The sequence below is a fragment of the Paludisphaera borealis genome (assembly GCF_001956985.1).
GTDB lineage: Bacteria > Planctomycetota > Planctomycetia > Isosphaerales > Isosphaeraceae > Paludisphaera > Paludisphaera borealis.
Genome location: NZ_CP019082.1, coordinates 5,819,136 through 5,836,143, shown reverse-complemented (window position 1 = coordinate 5,836,143; position 17,008 = coordinate 5,819,136). Strand labels below are relative to the sequence as shown.

The following is a 17,008-nucleotide window of genomic DNA, read 5'->3' as shown; positions in this document are numbered from 1 at the left end:
GATGCCATGAGACGAATCCTGGGCCCGATGGTTTTCGGCCTCGTGGCAAGCGTTGGAACGCTTGCGACCGCTGACGCGCCCGACGGCGATCCGTCGCCGCCGCCAACCGCCGCAAACCCTTCGCCGAGGCGGCTTTTCGAGCGATTCCGCCGCCCTCAGACCGCACCGCCGACAGCGCCGACACCGGCCGCGACTCCGCCTGTCCGTCCCCGACCGCCTGTCGATGCACCGGTTCGCCGGGTGCAAACGACGCCGGGCGACGTCGGTATTCCCAACGCGCCGGCGCTCGTCATGCCCACGCCCTTCGCCAGCCCGGCCCCCCCCGTGGGGCACCAATCCGTCAGCCTGCAAGCCGCCCTCTACGGCGCGCTGACGGGCAATCCCGACCTGGTGGCCTTGCGGGAAGGGAACCCGGCTGCGGCGTCGGCCGAAGCCGTCGAGGTCGCCCGGCGATTCCCGACGACGCTGAACCCGACCCTCTGGATCGACTATCGGCCGATCAGTCTCATCCCTCGCGAGACCTTCGGCACGGGGGCGGGCGGCGGCGGCAGCTCCAAGAATGGCAGCTTCTATCACAACGGCGGCAACTACCTCTATCTCTCGCTCCGGCAGCCGGTCGAGCTGGGACACCAGACCACCCACCGATACCACATCGCCAAGGCGGCTTACGACAGCCTGCAATGGACCGTGCTTCAGGCCGAGCTGACCGCACTGGTCCAGACCTATCGCTTCTTTCAGACCGCCGCTTACAACCGCGAGAGGACCCGCGTAGCCGAGGAGCTGGCCTCGTTCAACGACAAGCTGCTGGAATCGCTTCAGCGACGTCTGGAAGCCAACCAGGTCACCGCCGCCGACGTGGCGCTGGCGCGGGTCGAGAGTCGCGCGGCGCGGCAGCTCGTCAAGGCGGCGCGGCAGACGTACGTCGTCGCGCTGACCGACTTGCGAAACCAGATCGGCGTCCCCGAGACCGCCGGAACGGTCGAGCCGCTGGGGGAATTCACGCTCCCCACCTACGTCCCGGAGGTCGATGAGCAGCTCATGATCCAGACGGCCCTGCAAAACCGCCCGGACATTCATGCGGCGAGAGCCTTCGCCCGGGGCGCCGACGCATCGGTCCGGCTTGCGAAGGCCGACCGCATCCCGACTCCCGTCATCGGCCCGGAGTGGGAAATCGACGAGGTCGGCGTTCAATACGTCGGGCTCGTCTTCATCTCCCCGCTGCCGATCGTCAACAACGGCACGCCGCTGGTCAAGCAGCGCGAGGCCGAGCATCGCCGGGCGCACGTGGCGTTGCAGCAGGTTCAACAAAGAGCCGTCTCCCAGGTCCGCGCCAGCGTGGCCAAATGGAACGGCGCCCGGGAGCTGGTCAACGAGTCGGCCGGCCTGATCGACGAACTCGCCCAGGAGGTTTCCGTCCTTGAGCGGTTGTTTCAGGCGGGTCAGTCCGACCTGACGAAGCTCATGCAAGCCCGCCAGCGGTTGATCCAGCTCCAGAACGCCCAGCTCGACGCGGTCTGGCAGGCCACCCAGGCGCAGGCCGACCTGCTCTTGGCGATCGGGACCCCCACGATGATTCGCGGAATGCTCGCTCAGGCCCAGCACGACGCCACTCCCGGCCCGGACTCGGCCGTCCCCCCGATCTTCGAGACCGCGCCGCCCCCTCCGAATTGAAACCCAGCGAGTCAGGCCCGTAGTTCAGACGCCCGCGGGGTAGGTCTCGGGAACTTCGCCTTGCTCCTCCCAACCGGAATCGCGATCGAGGGGCTCCACCGCCCGCGTCTGGTCGATGTGGATCACGGCGTCGAACTGTTCGGCCAGCCGCGCGTGGAAGTAGTGGCTCCGACGCTCCGTGTCCGGCCGATAGATGACGCCGATGGCCCGCTCCAGCCGTGGTTCGCGAAGGGCTTCCGTCGCGTCGCCGCCGTCGCGGAGGTCGATCAGAAACCGCGGTGAGCCGGCCTCGTGGAAGAGAGCCTCGTAGCTGCCCGGCAGCGCCGGGCGGACGCGCTTCCGCTCGGTCGGTCCGTCCCAATCGGATGCCGCCGTCACAGTGCCGGTGTAAGTCGTGAATCCGATGTTGACTGCGTCGTCGCCGCAACGCTCGCGGACAAGCTGACCGACGTTCCACTCGCCGCGCTCGCCCATCTCGGTAGCGCGGGCGTCTCCCAGGTGGGAGTTGTGCGCCCAGACGACGACCTTCGAGGGACGGCCGGTCGTGCGATCGAGGTGCCCAACCAGCTCGGCGAGCGTCTCGACCATGTGAAGATCACGCAGATTCCACGATGAGACGCGGCTCCGGAACATCGACCTGTAATACTCTTCGGCGTTCTTGGCTAGTCGTGCATTCTGCTCGGCCTGGAAGTACTCGTCCTCCGCGACCAGGCCGTCGCGCCTCGCATACTCGACAGCGCGGCGGCGGAGGTCGACGAGCTGGGCGATGACCTCGTTCTCGCACGATCGATCAAGGCCGAGGCTCGCGGCGTAGCCGTAGGCCTGAGTGTCCTCGCCTGAATGATCGAAGCACGCGTACCGGCGACGGGCCCGCCCAGCCGCCTCGGGATCGATCTTGTCGAGATAGTCGACGACAGCGCGGATCGAGGCGTGGAGGCTGTAAAGGTCGAGACCGTAGAAGCCGGCCTTGACTACCCCTCCGTTGTGATCGTAGAGCCACTCGATAAACTCGAGCACGGCCGCGTTGCGCCACATCCAGGTCGGGAACCGATGGAAATCGCCGACCGCCGCCAGGGCTGAGTCATCATCGCCGGCGCCGCGGACGTATCGGTTGACACGGTAGGCGTCGGGCCAGTCGGCCTCGACGGCGACGGCCGTGAAGCCCTTTTCCCCGATCAGCCTGCGCGTGATCCGGGCTCGCTCGGAGTAGAACTCGTGGGTGCCGTGAGACGCCTCTCCGAGAAGCACGAATCGGGCGTCACCGATCCGATCGAGCAAGTAGTCGTAGTCGGCGGAAGCCCCCGTGAGGGGCCGAGCGGCCTCGCGCACAGCGAAGACCGCCCCGTGATGAGAAGACGAATCCGACATGAGTCGTTCCCCTCGTTCTTGGGCGAGGCCCTATCCCTTGGAGACAACCTCGCCTGGCTCGTACGTACGCAACGCCGCGCGGCGGTCGCGGAGGAACTCCAGAAATTCCTCGACCCCCGCGCCGGTCTTCGCCGACACCTCGAACACTTCCATGCCGGGGCGCACCGACTGAATGCTCTGATGCGCGAGCTGGGCGTCGAATTCGGCGGCCGTCGCCATGTCGGTCTTGGTGATGAGCGCCACGTCGGCCGTGTTGAAGATGGTCGGGTACTTGAGCGGCTTGTCCTCCCCCTCGGTGACGGAGAACAGGACCAGGCGAAGGCTCTCGCCAAGATCGAAGCTCGCGGGACAAACGAGGTTGCCGACGTTCTCCAGGAACAGGAAGTCGAGCTCGTCGATCGTCCAGCCGTCCAGGGCGGACGCCACCATCTCGGCGTCGAGGTGGCAGACCGTTCCCGTCACGATCTGCTTGACCGGCGCGCCGCTGCGGGCCAGCCGCCGGGCGTCGTTGTCGGTCGCCAGGTCGCCGACGAGCGCGGCGACCCGGAACGGACCGTGAAGCCCGCGCAGCACGCGTTCGAGAAACGCCGTCTTGCCGGCGCCGGGGCTCGATACCAAGCTCACGACGAAGACGCCGGCCTCATGAAACCGTCCCCGCAGCATGCCGGCGGCGACGTCGTTGCGCTTCAAGACGCGCTGACGAACCTGGACCATCCGCGGTTGCTCGGTCATGAGACGATCTCCAGGGCGACGATTTCCAACTCTCGACCGCCGCGGATCGTGGGCGTCGGCGCGCCGCAGCCGGGACATCGCAGGTCGAACGCATCCGGCAAATGCTCCACGTCGCACGTCGCGCAGTAAGCGACGATCGGGACCTCCTCAATGACCAGCTCGGCCTGATCAAGGGGGGTCCCCTCGCGGGCCATCTCATAGGCCGACGCCAGCGCCCTGGCGACCACGCCGGAGAGAGGGCCGAGCTTCAGATGAACGGCAACGATGCGCCCTCCCCGCCGTTCGGCTTCCTCCTCGGCCATGTCCAGAATGCTCAACGCGATGGACAGCTCGTGCATGCGAAACGCCCCAATCGATTCCCTACATGCGCTGGATCTTCATATACCGCTTGAAGTCGGAACCGAGGTAGGTCCAGGCCAGCAGGCCCAGCCCGACGACCACGACGCCGGCGATCAACAGGCCCTTGTGAGGAACCGTCCGCTCCTCGTGCGGCCAACGCGACAACGACGCATGCTGACCCGGCATGAGACTGTTCATCTTCCAACCTCCTCCTCGGAAATGACGCGGTGATCACTCGCACCGACCCCCTCGCCTCGAAGCAGCCGCTTGACGAGCGATTCGACGAGGACGACCGCCTCGTCCACGGCGGCGTCGACGGCCGTGCTCAGGCCGTCGCGTAGGTCGTCCGACTCCTCGAACGGCGACGGCTCGCAGCCAACCAGCAAGATCCGGCCGACCGCGCCGCCCATCGATCTGACCAGTCGCAGCACCCGAACCGGGTCCAGACTGTGCGCCTCGATCGACGGCTCCTGGCCTTCCGGCCCGACCGTCGCGTCCGCGTCCAGTTCCAGGACGTACAAGCTGCCGGGCGGGCCGCCTCGCGGAGTCGCATCCACCAGGACGACCGCCTCGTAACCATCGAGCAAAGCGTAGGCCAAGTCGAGCCCCCGAATGCCGAAATCCACGACGAGCGCTTCGTCCGGCAGTCGGCGGTTCATCAGGTGGCCGACGACCTCGACGCCGAACGCGTCGTCGCCCAGGAAGATGTTGCCAATCCCCGCGACCAGGATGCGTGGCTGCATCATGTCTCCTCCTTGGGGGCGTTGAGGTCGAAGGTCAACTGCAATTCGTCTTTCAGCTTGATCGCGCCGGCGAGCGCGGACACCGGCTTGATTTGATAGTCCGAAAGCCGGAGCGCGCAGCCTCCGCGAAGCTGAAGCGCGTCGTTGAAGACAGTCAACTCGGCGTCGATCTGGTGAGGATGCGTCACGCCGTGCAGCGACAGGGGGCCGCCAATCCGAATCCGATACCGCCCGGGAGCGATGCGCTCGTCGGCGAGCCGCTCCGCCCGGTAACGGATCTCTGGATGGGCTCGCGTTTCGAGCACATCGTCGCGCATTCGACTCTCGATCTCGCGACGGTCGGTGACGCCGACCCGGTCCAGCAGACTCAGCGAGTCGGCGACGACGGTCAATTCCAGTGAAAAGCTTGCAAGTCCACCCGCTCCGAACCGCGCCTCGCCGGAATAGTCGCCGACCGCGAACGTCGGGCTGTGGCCGAACGTCGAGAGCAGGCCGGTCTTGAACGCCTGCACGGTGAATTGGCTCTGCCTCTTGTCGAACACGTAGCGGACGCTCAAGACATCACCTCACGAGAGGGGTTCGATCTCGTCCATCTGGAAGAAGAAGCGGTGGCCGGGCTGGCGAAGCATGCCGAGGTCACGGCCGGGGTCGTCGTCGACGGCGACCGCGAGGTAAATCCTCCCCTCGAAATCCTGCTCGATCGCCTCGACGATCGCGGTCTTCCCGGCCAGCACCATATCCATGATGTCGGCGCGGCCGCGAGGGCGAAGCCGCACGCGACTCCCACTTCGCAGCTCGACCGGGCCGATGTGGACGCACTCGACGCATCGACGCTCGTTCTCGAAGCCCCAGCTATCCATGATCGGCCTCCCCCGAACCCCCCGAACAGCCGCGCACCGTACCGTGAAGCCCGAGAAGCTGTTCACGGGCCATAGCCTCGGTCCTGGCCAGCAGGGCCCCCGCGCGGTCGTCGATCGCGGCCATGCACGCCTTCTCGTCGTCGGTGAGCGTCATGATCCGCAACGAAAGGATCTCGTCGATCTCCGTGCCGTCGAAGAAGTCGCCCGGACTCTCGGGTGCGATCCGAGGGTAATCGTAGAGGATGATCGGCGACGCCAGCATCGTATCCGTCGAACCTTCCTCGCCAACCAGGATCGGCCATCCGCCGACGTTCCGACACGCCGCGGCGGCGTCACGCCAGCACGCGGGCGGTTCCAGAAGCGATACGAACGCGCCGTCGCGGACGGTCAAAATCGCGTGCGTGGCGACGAGCGACCGGAGCAGCGCGGCGTCGCGATCCGCGACCGCCGCATCCTCCATCGACGACCGACAGGCGACGCGAATCGAGAGGCGGAACAATCCCTCGGCGACCTCGACGGCCGACGCCTCGACGCCCCCCGCGACGGGCTGTTGATCGCGGACGATGACGCCGACGACGCCTCGGCCCGGCACGCGGATCGGCTCCCACCGTCGTCCTCCCACGAACGCGAAGGTCGTCTCGCGCGGTCGAGTGATGAGGTCGTCGATCGTCGTTTCGCCCAGGCTCGCCTCGCGCTCCTCGGCCTCCTGCCACGTCTGGTGAATCGCCCCGCCCGCGCGGAGCGACTCGACCGGTTGGAACGGCGGCTCCGGGCCGTCTTCGGGCCATTCAGCGCTTGGCGGATCGAGGAAGCCCACCTGACGGGCCGTCAGATGGAGGAAGCGGACCCGGACGTCGATCGCCGACGCGCGCGTCCCGTGGACCAGACATTCGGTCCGATTGCTCGACGCGTCGCCGTTGCGCTGGGACCGCGTGTAGCTCTCGGGAAAGAGGCCGCCGAAGGTCCAGCGTTGATGGTTCTTGATCGACGGGCGGTAGGGGTAAAGGATGTACCCTTCATACAGAACGGCGTCGGCGATGCGGTCGACCAGCGCGCGGTTCATGGCGTCGCTCCCTCCTCGGCCGTGGCGAGCAGCCGCTCAAGAGCCCGTTCCCATGTCGGCATGCCTTGCTCCGTCTTGTAGCGGTCGAGTCGGTCGAAGACGTCGCGGCGGATCGACAGCCAGGCGGTGTTGGGATGGAACACGTCCATCAGCTCGCGCCAGGTCGAGGCCGGGAGCCGGAACGAGGCTTCCTTGTCCCACGCGATCGGTCGCACCTGCAAATCGCCCTCTTCCGTCGCGAAGAAAATCGTGCCGCTGAACAGGAAGCCGAGCGGCAGGTCGCCGCCGTCGAGCGCGCTGAAATACCGCGTCGCCGCCAGGCTGAAGTCGAAACTGCACGGGATCGGCAAGTCGACGACGACCTCGCCCTCGAACGACGGGACGACGACGCAGACATGGCTCCAAAGCATCGGCTTCAGCGTCTGCCCCCAGCGCTCGGGAGCGCCGAACAGGCCGAGCAGTCGCTCGCGCTCCGCTGCCTGATAGGTTCGCCGGCCGGGCTCGATTCGCACCTGGCAGCGAAGCGCGACGGTGTGGACCGGCGTCGGCGCCAGGCCGTTGTTCAGGGCTTCGGAGACGCGGAGCTTGAACAGCAGCAACGGCTCGGCCGCAAACTTTTGGGGCTCGACTCCCTCCACCTGGAAGTTCAGGTCAGGCATGGCTCGACCGCTCCTTCAAACCGTTGAAGAAGCGATTGATCTCATTCCAGACCGCCGTCCCGCCCGTCATCCCGCGCCAGTTCATCCGGACGAGGCCGACGAGCTTGTAGCACGCGTCGATCCCCACCCGATAGCAGTCGCACGTCTCCCCGACACGGTTCACCAGCAGGCACTCGACGTCCGGCTCGAAGCGGCCAAGGACCGGGTTCTCCGCGACTAGAGCGGCCCATTCATCAAGCGAGACGAGCGACTGGACGACCCCGCCGGGGCTCGGATAATACGCGACCACGCGGCCTGCCGGCGTGCTGTGGACGAAAAAGGCCAGATTGATCGGAATTGAGAAGCCCTCCCACGCCACGTCCGAAAGCTGGAACTCGGGCAGGAACCAGGCGTCCCTCGGCACGCGGCGATAGCGCCCGGCGTCCTGATTGCCGAACAGGATCGCGCAGGGCTCGCAGGCGCAAGTCAGCCGGCCGACGGCCGTCTCGATAAGGTGCGCGTGTTCGGCGGCAAGCCCCGCGTCGCAGATGCCACACCGCTCGCGGGCCTGTCGAGGTCGAGCGTACCGGCGGATCGAGGCGAAGACCGACTGTTCGCGGCCCTCGACGCGCGTTTCGATTTTCATGGTAAGGCTCCTCATCGTCCGCGATCGTGTCACGCCGGCGGGAGGTGAGGCATGCGCGGGTCGATCGGCTCGCGGTCGGCGGCGTTAATGCTCGTCGCGTCGCGCGCCGTGCGGCCGGTCATCGGATCGTCACGGCCCGGCTCGCGCCCCCTCTTGCTGACCATTTGTTCGCCCCGGGGGACCCCTGAAGTGTGGGCGGCCAGCGCCGCCCTGGAGTCGTGCCATCCCATCTTCGACGCTCCTTTCTTGAAGTTTAGATTCCCGTCAAGACGACCAGCCGCCGGCCGTCCGGCGTCGTTTCCGGTTCGTCCACCACGCCCTCGACTTCCAGGCCGACGGCGTCGGGCGCGCGGCCGAGGACCGCTTCCTCGATCGTCTGCTTCATCGTCACGGCCGACGACGCGCAGCCGTGGCAGCTTCCCGTCAGGCGGAGCCTCACGACGCCGCCGTCGACCCCGACCATTTCCACGTTTCCGCCATGCGAGCGAAGCACCGGCCGGACCTGTTCGAGCGCCTGGAGCACGCGCTCTTCGAGACTGAAAGGATGGAGCCCGTGCAGAAGCAACAAGCCCCCCGCCATGTCGTCGCGTGCGCAGGCGCTGAGAACTGCCGCGCCAGGCTCGCCCGCGGCTTCAAGGTGTTCGAGAATCGATTCGAGCCCCGCGCAGTGCAATTCCAGGAGCGCCCGCACCACCTCGCCGACCTGCGACCGAGCCGCGGGGTCGGCGAGGCGTTCCACGTCCTGGAGCAAGGCGTCGAGGCGCTGAAGCCGCGACTGAAACTCGGGGCCGTCGAGACGGTCTGTCATCACTGTCTCCCGTTTCTTGCGTTCGTCCGCCTTAGAGTCTGGCCCACAAACGCGTATTACGGGAGGGCGAGGCTCCCGCCGAGCCGGTTTTCACCGCCACGCCCGGCTCGGCGGGAGCCTCGCCCTCCCCTTACGAGACAGGCTCTTACTCATCCCTGCGCGCCGAACATCGGGACGTGCCGAACTTCGAGCAGCTTGCCCTCGCCCGTATACATGTGGACGCCGCACGGCAGGCAGGGGTCGAAGCTGCGGACGGCGCGCATGATGTCGACGCCCTTGAATTTGTCGGGGCCGTTCTCCTCGAAGATCGGCGTGTTCTGGACCGCGTCTTCGTACGGGCCGGGCGTGCCGTAGACGTCGCGCGGGTTGGCGTTCCAGGGGGTCGGCGGATAGGGATGATAATTGGCGATTTTGCCGTCCCGGATGACGACGTGGTGCGACAGGACGCCGCGCACCGCCTCGTGGAAGCCGCAGCCGATCGCCTCGTCGGGCACCGTGAAGTCGGTGAACGTGCGGGTCCGGCCGGCGTGCAACTCCTCCATCGCCTTCTCCGCGAAATGCAGGGCGCAGGCCGCGGCGTAGGCCTGGAAGTACGTGCGGGCCCGGTTCCGCTCGATGGCGTTGCTCCACTTGGGGATCTTCCACTCGAACTCGACCTCGGGCTTCATCGCGGTCTTGGGCAGGTAGATCTTGACGCTGTGCCCGGTCGCCTTGATGTAGCCGATGTCGACCGTCCCCGCCAGCGCGGTGGACCAGAGTCGGGCGATCGGGCCGCCGCCGGTGTCGAGCGCCAGGTGCTCGCCGGTCTCCGGGTGCTTCCAGCGCGGCGACATGACCCAACTGTACTTGCCCTCGAAATCGCGCCGCTGCGGCCGGGGCGTGGTCGTCTGATTCCACGGATGACGGCGGTCTACGGGGTTGCCGAGCGGGTCGTGCGTGACGAACATCTCGTCCCCCTCCCAGTCGTCGTAAAACGACGACCCGAGGAGGATGCGAATGCCGAGGTTGATGTCGACGAGGTTGTTCGTGACCGTCTTGCCGTCGACGACGACGCCGGGCGTGACGTACATCGCCTTGCCCCACTCGTTCATGTGGCGGTACTCGTAGTCGCAGACCTTCGGGTCGTTCCACGAGCCCCAGCAGCCGAGCAAGACGCGGCGACGGCCCACCTCCTCATAGCCCGGAAGCGCCTCGTAGAAGAAGTCGAACAGGTCGTTGTGGAGCGGCACGACCTTCTTCATGAACTCGACGTACTTCATCAGCCGGACGAGGTAGTCGGTGAAAAGCTGTTGCGTGGGCACCGTGCCGACGCCGCCGGGATACAGGGTCGACGGATGGACGTGCCGGCCCTCCATCAGGCAGAACATCTCGCGCGTCAGCCGGCTCATCTGGAGGGCTTCGCGATAGAAGTCCCCCGTGAACGGATTGAGCGCGGTCATGATGTCGGCGATCGTCCGATAGCCGTGGTCGGCGGCGTGCGGCGCGGCCTTCTTCTGAGCCTTCGCCCAGACGCTCGGCGTGGTCTCCCGGACCATCTGCTCGCAGTAGTCCACCCCGACGAGGTTGTCCTGATAAATGCAGTGATCGAACATATATTCCGCCGCCTCGCCAAGATTGACGATCCATTCGGCGATGGCGGGCGGACGGACGCCGAACGCCATGTTCTGGGCGTAACACGCGCAGGTGGCGTGGTTGTCGCCGCAGATCCCGCAGATCCGGCTGGTGATGAAATGGGCGTCGCGCGGGTCCTTCCCCTTCATGAAGACGCTGTAGCCGCGGAAGATCGACGACGTGCTGTGGCACTCGGCGACCTGCTTGTTGGCGAAGTCGATCTTGGTGTAGATCCCCAGGCTGCCGACGATCCGGGTGATGGGGTCCCACGACATCTCGACCAGGTTGCGAGGGCCGTCGTGGGTTTCGCGGACGGGTCGGGTCACGGTCGCCATGCGGTCGCTCCTCTCTCGATCTCGACGGGCTCGTGGTCGTAGGACGTGGGGTGGTAGCCGGTGGTCAGATCGGGCCCGGCGTGCCGCCACTTCGGCTCGTGGTTGAGCGTCGTGTTGGTGATCGCGCGGAGCCTCCGGATGATCTTGCCGTACATCCCGATCAGGCTTGACGAGAGGACGCCGCCGGGCGGCTCGTCCATGAACGGCATGAACTTGTCGGGGAAGCCGGGCATCGTGCAGCCGATGCAGATGCCGCCGACGTTCGGGCAGCCGCCGAGGCCGTTCATCCAGCCGCGTTTGGTGACGTTGCAATTGACGACCGGCCCCCAGCAGCCGAGCCGCACCAGGCATTTGGGCGAGCCGTACTCGTGGGCGAAGTCGGCCTGCTCGTAATAACTGCCGCGGTCGCAGCCCTCGTGGACGGTCTTGCCGAACAGCCAGGTCGGCCGCAGCTCCTTGTCCAGCGGGATCATCGGCGCCAGGCCCGCCGCCTGGTAGAGGAGGTAAAGGAGCGTCTCGGTCATGTTGTCGGGTTGCACCGGACACCCGGGGACGTTGACGATCGGAACGCCGGCATGGGACCGCCAGCTCCAGCCGAGGTAGTCGGCCAGCCCCATGCAGCCGGTCGGGTTGCCGGCCATGGCGTGGATGCCCCCGTATGCCGCGCAGGTGCCGGCCGCGACCACCGCGAGGGCCCTCGGGGCCAGGTGGTCGATCCACTCGGTGACGGTGATCGGCTGGCCGGTCTTCGCGTTCGTGCCCATCGCGGCCCAGTAGCCCTCGGACTTGATCTTCTCGTTGGGGATCGAGCCCTCGACGATGAACACGAAGGGCGCTTCGAGCCGCCCCTCGGCCGCGTCGTACCAGACCTTCAGGTAGTCCTCGCCCCCCTGGGAGAAGTCCAAAATCCGGTTGTGGAGATGGACCTTCGGCAGGCCCGGAATGGCCCCCATCAGGATGTCCTCGATGCTCGGCTGAGTGGCGGCCGTCGTCGAGACCGTGTCGCCCTCGCAGCCCAGCGCATCGGGCATCCAGAGGATGTGGATCTCCTTGACGGCGGGCGCTTTCTGCGTCTTCCTCCCATAAGGGGCTTGTGTCGATTCAGCCACGATCGCCCTTCCTTTCCGAAAAAATGGTTAGTGGGCATCAGCAGCGTTGGTCTACCTCTCGGTCCGATCGAGAACGATCGCGCAGGCCCTCAACAGATCCTCGGAAGTTGTTCGCCTGCCAGAAGCGTGACCACGCGACGGCCGCCGACGCGCGATCGGAGGATGACCATTCCGGGATGCTCAGCCACGACGTCGCCGATCAGCGCCGAGTCGCGTCCCAGGGGATGCGACCGCATCGCTCCCAGGACGCGGTCGGCGTGCTCGGGGGGGACCACGGCGATCAGCTTCCCCTCGTTCGCCACGTAGAGCGGATCAAGCCCGAGCATCTCGCAAGCCGCCCGGACCTCGGCGCGGAGCGGGATCGCGGTCTCCTCCAGTTCCACCCCAACCCCCGAGGCCGACGCCAGCTCGTTGACGGCGCTGGAGAGGCCGCCGCGCGTCGGGTCGCGCATGCAGCGGGTCTCGGAACATGTCTCCAGGATCGTCCGGGCCAGGCCGTTCAGAGGCGCAGTGTCGCTTTCCAGGACCGTCTCGAACTCCAGCCCCTCGCGCACCGACATGACGGCGATTCCATGATCGCCGAGCGTCCCGGAAACCAGGATGCGATCGCCGGGCCGGGCCGAGTGGATCGACAGTGAACGTCCTTCCGGGACGAGGCCCACGCCCGACGTCGTGATGAACACGCCGTCCCCCTTACCCCGATCTACGACCTTAGTGTCGCCCGTCACCAGGGTCACGCCCGCCTCGGCGCACGCGGCGCGCATCGATGCGACGATCCGCCGCAGGTCGTCCAGCGGCAGGCCCTCCTCCAGAATGAAGGCGGACGACAGGAACAACGGCCGCGCTCCCGCCACCGCCAGGTCGTTCACCGTGCCGTGCACCGCCAACCGGCCGATGTCGCCGCCGGGGAAGAACAGTGGCCGGACGACGAACGAGTCGGTCGTGAAGGCGAGCCGAGGCCCGTGCACTCCGTTGCCGGAACTCAGCGAGAGCGTGGCGGCATCCTCAAGAGCCCCGAGCACGTCGCCGCCGAACCCCGGCACGAACAGCTTCCCGATCAGCTCGGCCGTCAACTGTCCGCCGCTGCCGTGGCCCAGCAAGATGTGCTCATAGCGCGACTGCGGCACGGGGCACGCGCCAAGTGGAAGGACGGCCCGGGAATCGTCGACGGCCATGGGGACGACCTCCAGAATTCGTTACGTCGCGGTCGACATCAGCGGGGCTTGCGCCCCGTCCACAGTCGCAACGGCCTCCAGGTGGCGGCCGTAGGCGTGATAGGCCGCGCAGGCCCCTTCGGACGAGACCATCGTCGCCCCGAGCGGCGTCTGTGGGGTGCATTGCTTGCCGAAGGCCGGGCAATGGTGAGGCTTCTTCTGCCCCTTGAGGATCTGCCCGCTGATACAGATCGATGACTCGTGGGTCTCGATGTCGTCGACCTTGAAGATCTGCTCGGCGTCGTGATCGCGATACTCGGGACGCAACCGGAAGCCGCTCTGAGGGATCATGCCGACCCCTCGCCACTTGCGGTCACAGACCTCGAAGACGTCGTTGAGCAGTTGCCGCGACCTCGGGTTGCCTTCGGGCCGCACGGCGCGGGCGTACGCATTCTCGACATCCGCCCGGCCCGATTCGAGCTGCTCGACGGTCCGAAGGACGCCTTCAAGAAGGTCGATCGGCTCGAAGCCCGTGATCACGATGGGCACGTGGAATCGGTCGACGATCGGCCTGTATTCGGACTCGCCCATCACCGTGCAGACATGCCCCGGCCCGAGGAAGCCCTGGACGAGATTGTCGGGCGCGCCGAGCATCGCGTTCATCATCGGCGGGACGAGGACGTGCGAGACGAGCGCGCTGAAATTGGACAGCTTCCTTTTCTTGGCCATCCAGACGGCCATCGCGTTGGGCGGGGCGGTCGTCTCGAAGCCGATCGCGAAGAACACCACCTTGCGATCGGGCCGGGCCGCGGCGAGGTCGACGGCGTCGAGGGGCGAGTAGACCACGCGGACGTCGCTCCCTTGCGACTTGAGTTGCAGCAGATCGCCGCGCGAGCCCGGCACGCGGAGCATGTCGCCGAACGAGCAGAAGATCACGTCGGGACGCGACGCGATGGCGTTGGCCCGGTCGATGGTCTCCAGCGAGGTGACGCACACCGGACATCCCGGACCGTGCACCAGCTCAATCTCCGGTGGGAGCAGGCGGTCGATACCGTACTTAACGATGCTATGCGTCTGGCCCCCGCAGACCTCCATGATCGTCCAGGGCCGCGTCACGGTGCGGGTGATCGAAGCAGCGAGCGCGCGGGCGGCCTGGCCGTCGCGGTATTCGTCGATGTATTTCATGGCGGCGGAACCTCCAACTCGTCGAGCTGGCTCATCTGCTCCAGGAACCCGAAAACCCGCTTCGCCTCCACCTCGTCGATCATCGAGAGCGCGAAGCCGACGTGGACGAGGACGTAATCGTCGCGCGCCGCCTCCGGGACGTGCTCAAGGCAGACGCGCTTGGAGACGCCGCCGAAATCGACCTTGCCCATGAGGACGTCGTCCTCGCGGTAGGTCTCGACGACGCGGCCGGGGATGCCTAAACACATAAGCGACTCCCTTCCGATCCGAACTCGTGGAACTCAAGAGAGGAGGGCCGCGGCGACAGCCAGTTGCCCGAGGCTCAATCCGCCGTCGTTCGGCGGGACGAGGCGGTGACGATAGACCCGAAACTCCTCGCGGCCGAGCCGCGCGCACACTTCATGCGTCAGCAGAGCGTTCAAAAACACCCCGCCGCTGAGAACGACCGTCTCGATTTGCGTCGCATCCCGGAGCCGGCCGCAGGTCAGGGCGATGAGATCGACCATCGTCGAGTGAAAGCGTCTGGCGATGAGGCTCGATGAGACGTGGCTCGCCACGTCGTCCGCCACAGCCCGGATCATCGGCCTGGTGTCGATGATCATCGGCCCATCCATACCGCCTCCTCCGCCGCTCGGCTCGAAGTCCAGGGGATACGCCGCCCCTTCGGGCTGCGCGGTCGCCAGGGCCTCCAGCTCGATCGCGGCCTGCCCCTCGAAGCTCACACGGTCCCGCACCCCGGCGAGCGAGGCGACCGCGTCGAAAAGCCGACCCACGCTGGATGTGAACGGAGCGTTGATATTCCGTTCAAGCATCCTCAAAACAACCCGAACGTCTGCATGCAAAGCATGTGCCTTAATATCATTGATTTCTTCGCCGGCGTCGCGGAGGTGGGCCAGGGCCAACCGCCAGGGCTCGCGGACGGCGCGGTCGCCCCCCGCCATGCGGACGTAGCGGAGATGGGCGGCTCGCCGAACGCCTCGATAGTCGCCGACGAGGAATTCACCGCCCCAGATAGCTCCGTCCTCGCCGAATCCCGAGCCGTCGAACGCAACGCCGATGACCGGCTCGTCCAGACCGTTCTCGGCCATGCAGCTCGCGACATGCGCATGATGATGCTGCACGGCGAGAAGCTGCGTTCCCTCCCTCGCCGCCCCGTCTTGCGCATACCGAGTCGTCACATAGTCCGGGTGGAGGTCGTGAACGAGTAGTTCCGGCCGGATCGCGAACAGGCGTTGATAGAGTTCGACGTCGTTCTCGAACGCCCGGAACGCATTGTAGTGGTCGAGGTCCCCCATATGATGGCTGACGAACGCCTGACGACCACGGCCGAGGGCGAACGTGACCTTGAGCTGCCCTCCGACCGCCAGAACCGGCCGCGGACAGGCGACAGGCAGGGCGATGGGCGACGGCGCATAGCCCCGAGACCGGCGCGCCGGGAGTTCGACGCCGTCGACCACGCGCGTGACCGAGTCGTCGCATCGCACGTGGATCGGCCGATCGTGGACCAGGAACAGATCGGCGATCCCGGCGAGCGTTCCCGCATCGCTCTCGCGGTGGACGATCGGCTCATCGGACCGGTTGCCGCTGGTCATCACCAGCGGAACGCCCTCGACCGCCCGCATTAAGAGGTGGTGGAGCGGCGTGTAAGGCAGCATCACCCCCAGCCAGGGATTGCCCGGCGCGACCTCCTCCGCCACGACGTCGGGCCGAAGCGCGCGCAGCAAGACGATCGGCCGGGCGGCCGAGAGCAGCAGCGAACGCTCGGCGGGCCCGATCTCGACCAGACGCTCGGCGGCCTCAAGATCGGCGACCATCACCGCGAACGGCTTCTCGTCGCGGTGCTTCCGCCTTCGCAGTTCGGCCACGGTCGCGCGATCGCGCGCCATGCAAGCCAGGTGATAGCCCCCCAGCCCCTTCATCGCCCCGATCTCGCCCTTTTCGAGCGCCTCGGCGAAGAACGCGATCGGGTCAGGGCTTGGAAGCGGCAGGCCGGCTCCGTCCAGCAACCGGAGCCTCGGGCCGCAGTCCGCGCAGGCGGTCGGCTGAGCGTGGAACCGGCGATCGGCTGGGTCGTCGTACTCGGCGCGGCAGGCGGCGCACATGGCGAACGTCGCCATCGTCGTCCGCCGCCGATCGTACGGCGCGCCGGTGATGATCGTCAGTCGCGGGCCGCAATTGGTGCAGTTGAGAAACGGATAACCGAACCGACGGTCGCCGGTGTCAAACACCTCCGCGAGGCAATCCGCACACGTGGCCACGTCGGGCGAGATGAAAACCGGGCTCGCCCCGTCGGCCTCGCTCGACTCGATCTGAAATCGACTCTCGCCTCGCGGCGCTTGCGGCTCCCACGAAAGCCGATCGATCTGAGCCAGCGGCGGCGGCCGGTCGGCCAGCTCGGCCAGAAAGCCTTCCAGCGAAGACGGCTCCCCCTCGACCTCGATCAGCACGCTGCCTGACTGATTCTTGACTGAGCCGTGGAGCTGGAAACGATCCGCGAGATGATAGACGAACGGCCGAAAACCGACGCCCTGAACCACTCCGGTGACCACGATCGCCCGTCGCTCCATAAGAGTGATCCAGCGCAAGGGGTGTTTCAATCCCAGAGGTCCGCGACCACTTGATGCCGGCACACGCGATGCCAAGAGCGCCCCTTTTCCGCGATTCGATGAACGGCTCTCCACGGGTGTGACTGGTGGACGACGGCTTCAGGCACGGGCATAATCAGGGCGATTCGTGTTTTGAGACC

Annotated in this window: 19 protein-coding genes; 1 reads left to right on the top strand and 18 read right to left on the bottom strand. The window is 66.7% G+C overall.

All coding sequences use genetic code 11. The annotated features are described in order from the left end of the window. The first annotated feature begins 291 nt into the window (after window positions 1-291). The gene (locus BSF38_RS22570) at window positions 292-1,671 is read left to right on the top strand and encodes a TolC family protein (RefSeq protein WP_099092115.1); all 1,380 of its coding nucleotides are present in this window, start codon (window positions 292-294) and stop codon (window positions 1,669-1,671) included. Between the two features lie 24 nt (window positions 1,672-1,695). Here the strand turns inward: BSF38_RS22570 and BSF38_RS22565 are convergent, their stop codons facing one another. From BSF38_RS22565 to hypF, 18 genes are all read right to left on the bottom strand, one after another. Then, a complete protein-coding gene (locus BSF38_RS22565) occupies window positions 1,696-3,039 on the bottom strand; it encodes an erythromycin esterase family protein (protein ID WP_076349389.1) in 1,344 nt (447 codons plus the stop codon). 30 nt (window positions 3,040-3,069) lie between these two features. Continuing rightward, a complete protein-coding gene (hypB, locus tag BSF38_RS22560) occupies window positions 3,070-3,771 on the bottom strand; it encodes a hydrogenase nickel incorporation protein HypB (RefSeq protein WP_076349388.1) in 702 nt (233 codons plus the stop codon). Further along, complete coding sequence (locus BSF38_RS22555) at window positions 3,768-4,109, bottom strand: hydrogenase maturation nickel metallochaperone HypA/HybF (RefSeq protein ID WP_076349387.1); 342 nt, start codon at window positions 4,107-4,109, stop codon at window positions 3,768-3,770. The genes hypB and BSF38_RS22555 overlap by 4 nt, the downstream gene beginning before the upstream one ends. A 22-nt stretch (window positions 4,110-4,131) precedes the next feature. Next, complete coding sequence (locus BSF38_RS31475; RefSeq protein ID WP_168189433.1) at window positions 4,132-4,308, bottom strand: hypothetical protein; 177 nt, start codon at window positions 4,306-4,308, stop codon at window positions 4,132-4,134. After that, window positions 4,305-4,856 carry a hydrogenase maturation protease gene (locus tag BSF38_RS22550; protein WP_076349386.1) on the bottom strand — a complete coding sequence of 184 codons (552 nt, stop codon included), beginning with the start codon at window positions 4,854-4,856 and terminating at the stop codon, window positions 4,305-4,307. Before BSF38_RS22550 ends, BSF38_RS31475 begins: the two co-directional genes overlap by 4 nt. Next, the gene (locus BSF38_RS22545) at window positions 4,853-5,410 is read right to left on the bottom strand and encodes a YceI family protein (RefSeq protein ID WP_076349385.1); all 558 of its coding nucleotides are present in this window, start codon (window positions 5,408-5,410) and stop codon (window positions 4,853-4,855) included. The genes BSF38_RS22550 and BSF38_RS22545 overlap by 4 nt, the downstream gene beginning before the upstream one ends. 9 nt (window positions 5,411-5,419) lie before the next feature. Further along, complete coding sequence (locus tag BSF38_RS30115; RefSeq protein ID WP_083713268.1) at window positions 5,420-5,713, bottom strand: hypothetical protein; 294 nt, start codon at window positions 5,711-5,713, stop codon at window positions 5,420-5,422. Next, complete coding sequence (locus BSF38_RS22540; RefSeq protein ID WP_083713265.1) at window positions 5,706-6,776, bottom strand: hypothetical protein; 1,071 nt, start codon at window positions 6,774-6,776, stop codon at window positions 5,706-5,708. Before BSF38_RS22540 ends, BSF38_RS30115 begins: the two co-directional genes overlap by 8 nt. Continuing rightward, entirely contained in the window at window positions 6,773-7,435 is a 663-nt protein-coding gene (locus tag BSF38_RS22535; protein WP_076349384.1) for a DUF6084 family protein, read from the bottom strand. The genes BSF38_RS22540 and BSF38_RS22535 overlap by 4 nt, the downstream gene beginning before the upstream one ends. Beyond that, entirely contained in the window at window positions 7,428-8,060 is a 633-nt protein-coding gene (locus tag BSF38_RS22530) for a DUF5947 family protein (RefSeq protein ID WP_076349383.1), read from the bottom strand. Before BSF38_RS22530 ends, BSF38_RS22535 begins: the two co-directional genes overlap by 8 nt. Before the next feature lie 29 nt (window positions 8,061-8,089). After that, complete coding sequence (locus BSF38_RS30875) at window positions 8,090-8,290, bottom strand: hypothetical protein (RefSeq protein WP_145952276.1); 201 nt, start codon at window positions 8,288-8,290, stop codon at window positions 8,090-8,092. Between the two features lie 23 nt (window positions 8,291-8,313). After that, on the bottom strand, window positions 8,314-8,868 hold the full coding sequence (locus BSF38_RS22525) for a NifU family protein (protein ID WP_076349382.1): 555 nt from the start codon (window positions 8,866-8,868) through the stop codon (window positions 8,314-8,316). Window positions 8,869-9,017: 149 nt separating this feature from the next. Next, window positions 9,018-10,814 (bottom strand): nickel-dependent hydrogenase large subunit, encoded by a 1,797-nt coding sequence (locus tag BSF38_RS22520; protein ID WP_076349381.1) that lies wholly within the window; start codon window positions 10,812-10,814, stop codon window positions 9,018-9,020. Further along, complete coding sequence (locus tag BSF38_RS22515) at window positions 10,802-11,845, bottom strand: NADH-quinone oxidoreductase subunit B family protein (protein WP_083714013.1); 1,044 nt, start codon at window positions 11,843-11,845, stop codon at window positions 10,802-10,804. The genes BSF38_RS22520 and BSF38_RS22515 overlap by 13 nt, the downstream gene beginning before the upstream one ends. 167 nt (window positions 11,846-12,012) lie before the next feature. Next, a complete protein-coding gene (hypE, locus tag BSF38_RS32220) occupies window positions 12,013-13,098 on the bottom strand; it encodes a hydrogenase expression/formation protein HypE (protein WP_076349379.1) in 1,086 nt (361 codons plus the stop codon). 21 nt (window positions 13,099-13,119) lie between these two features. After that, window positions 13,120-14,262: a hydrogenase formation protein HypD gene (gene hypD / locus BSF38_RS32215; protein ID WP_076349378.1), complete on the bottom strand. Its 1,143-nt coding sequence runs from the start codon at window positions 14,260-14,262 to the stop codon at window positions 13,120-13,122. Continuing rightward, entirely contained in the window at window positions 14,259-14,510 is a 252-nt protein-coding gene (locus BSF38_RS22500) for a HypC/HybG/HupF family hydrogenase formation chaperone (RefSeq protein WP_076349377.1), read from the bottom strand. The genes hypD and BSF38_RS22500 overlap by 4 nt, the downstream gene beginning before the upstream one ends. A 33-nt stretch (window positions 14,511-14,543) precedes the next feature. Beyond that, on the bottom strand, window positions 14,544-16,829 hold the full coding sequence (gene hypF / locus BSF38_RS22495) for a carbamoyltransferase HypF (RefSeq protein WP_076349376.1): 2,286 nt from the start codon (window positions 16,827-16,829) through the stop codon (window positions 14,544-14,546). Between the last annotated feature and the right edge of the window lie 179 nt (window positions 16,830-17,008).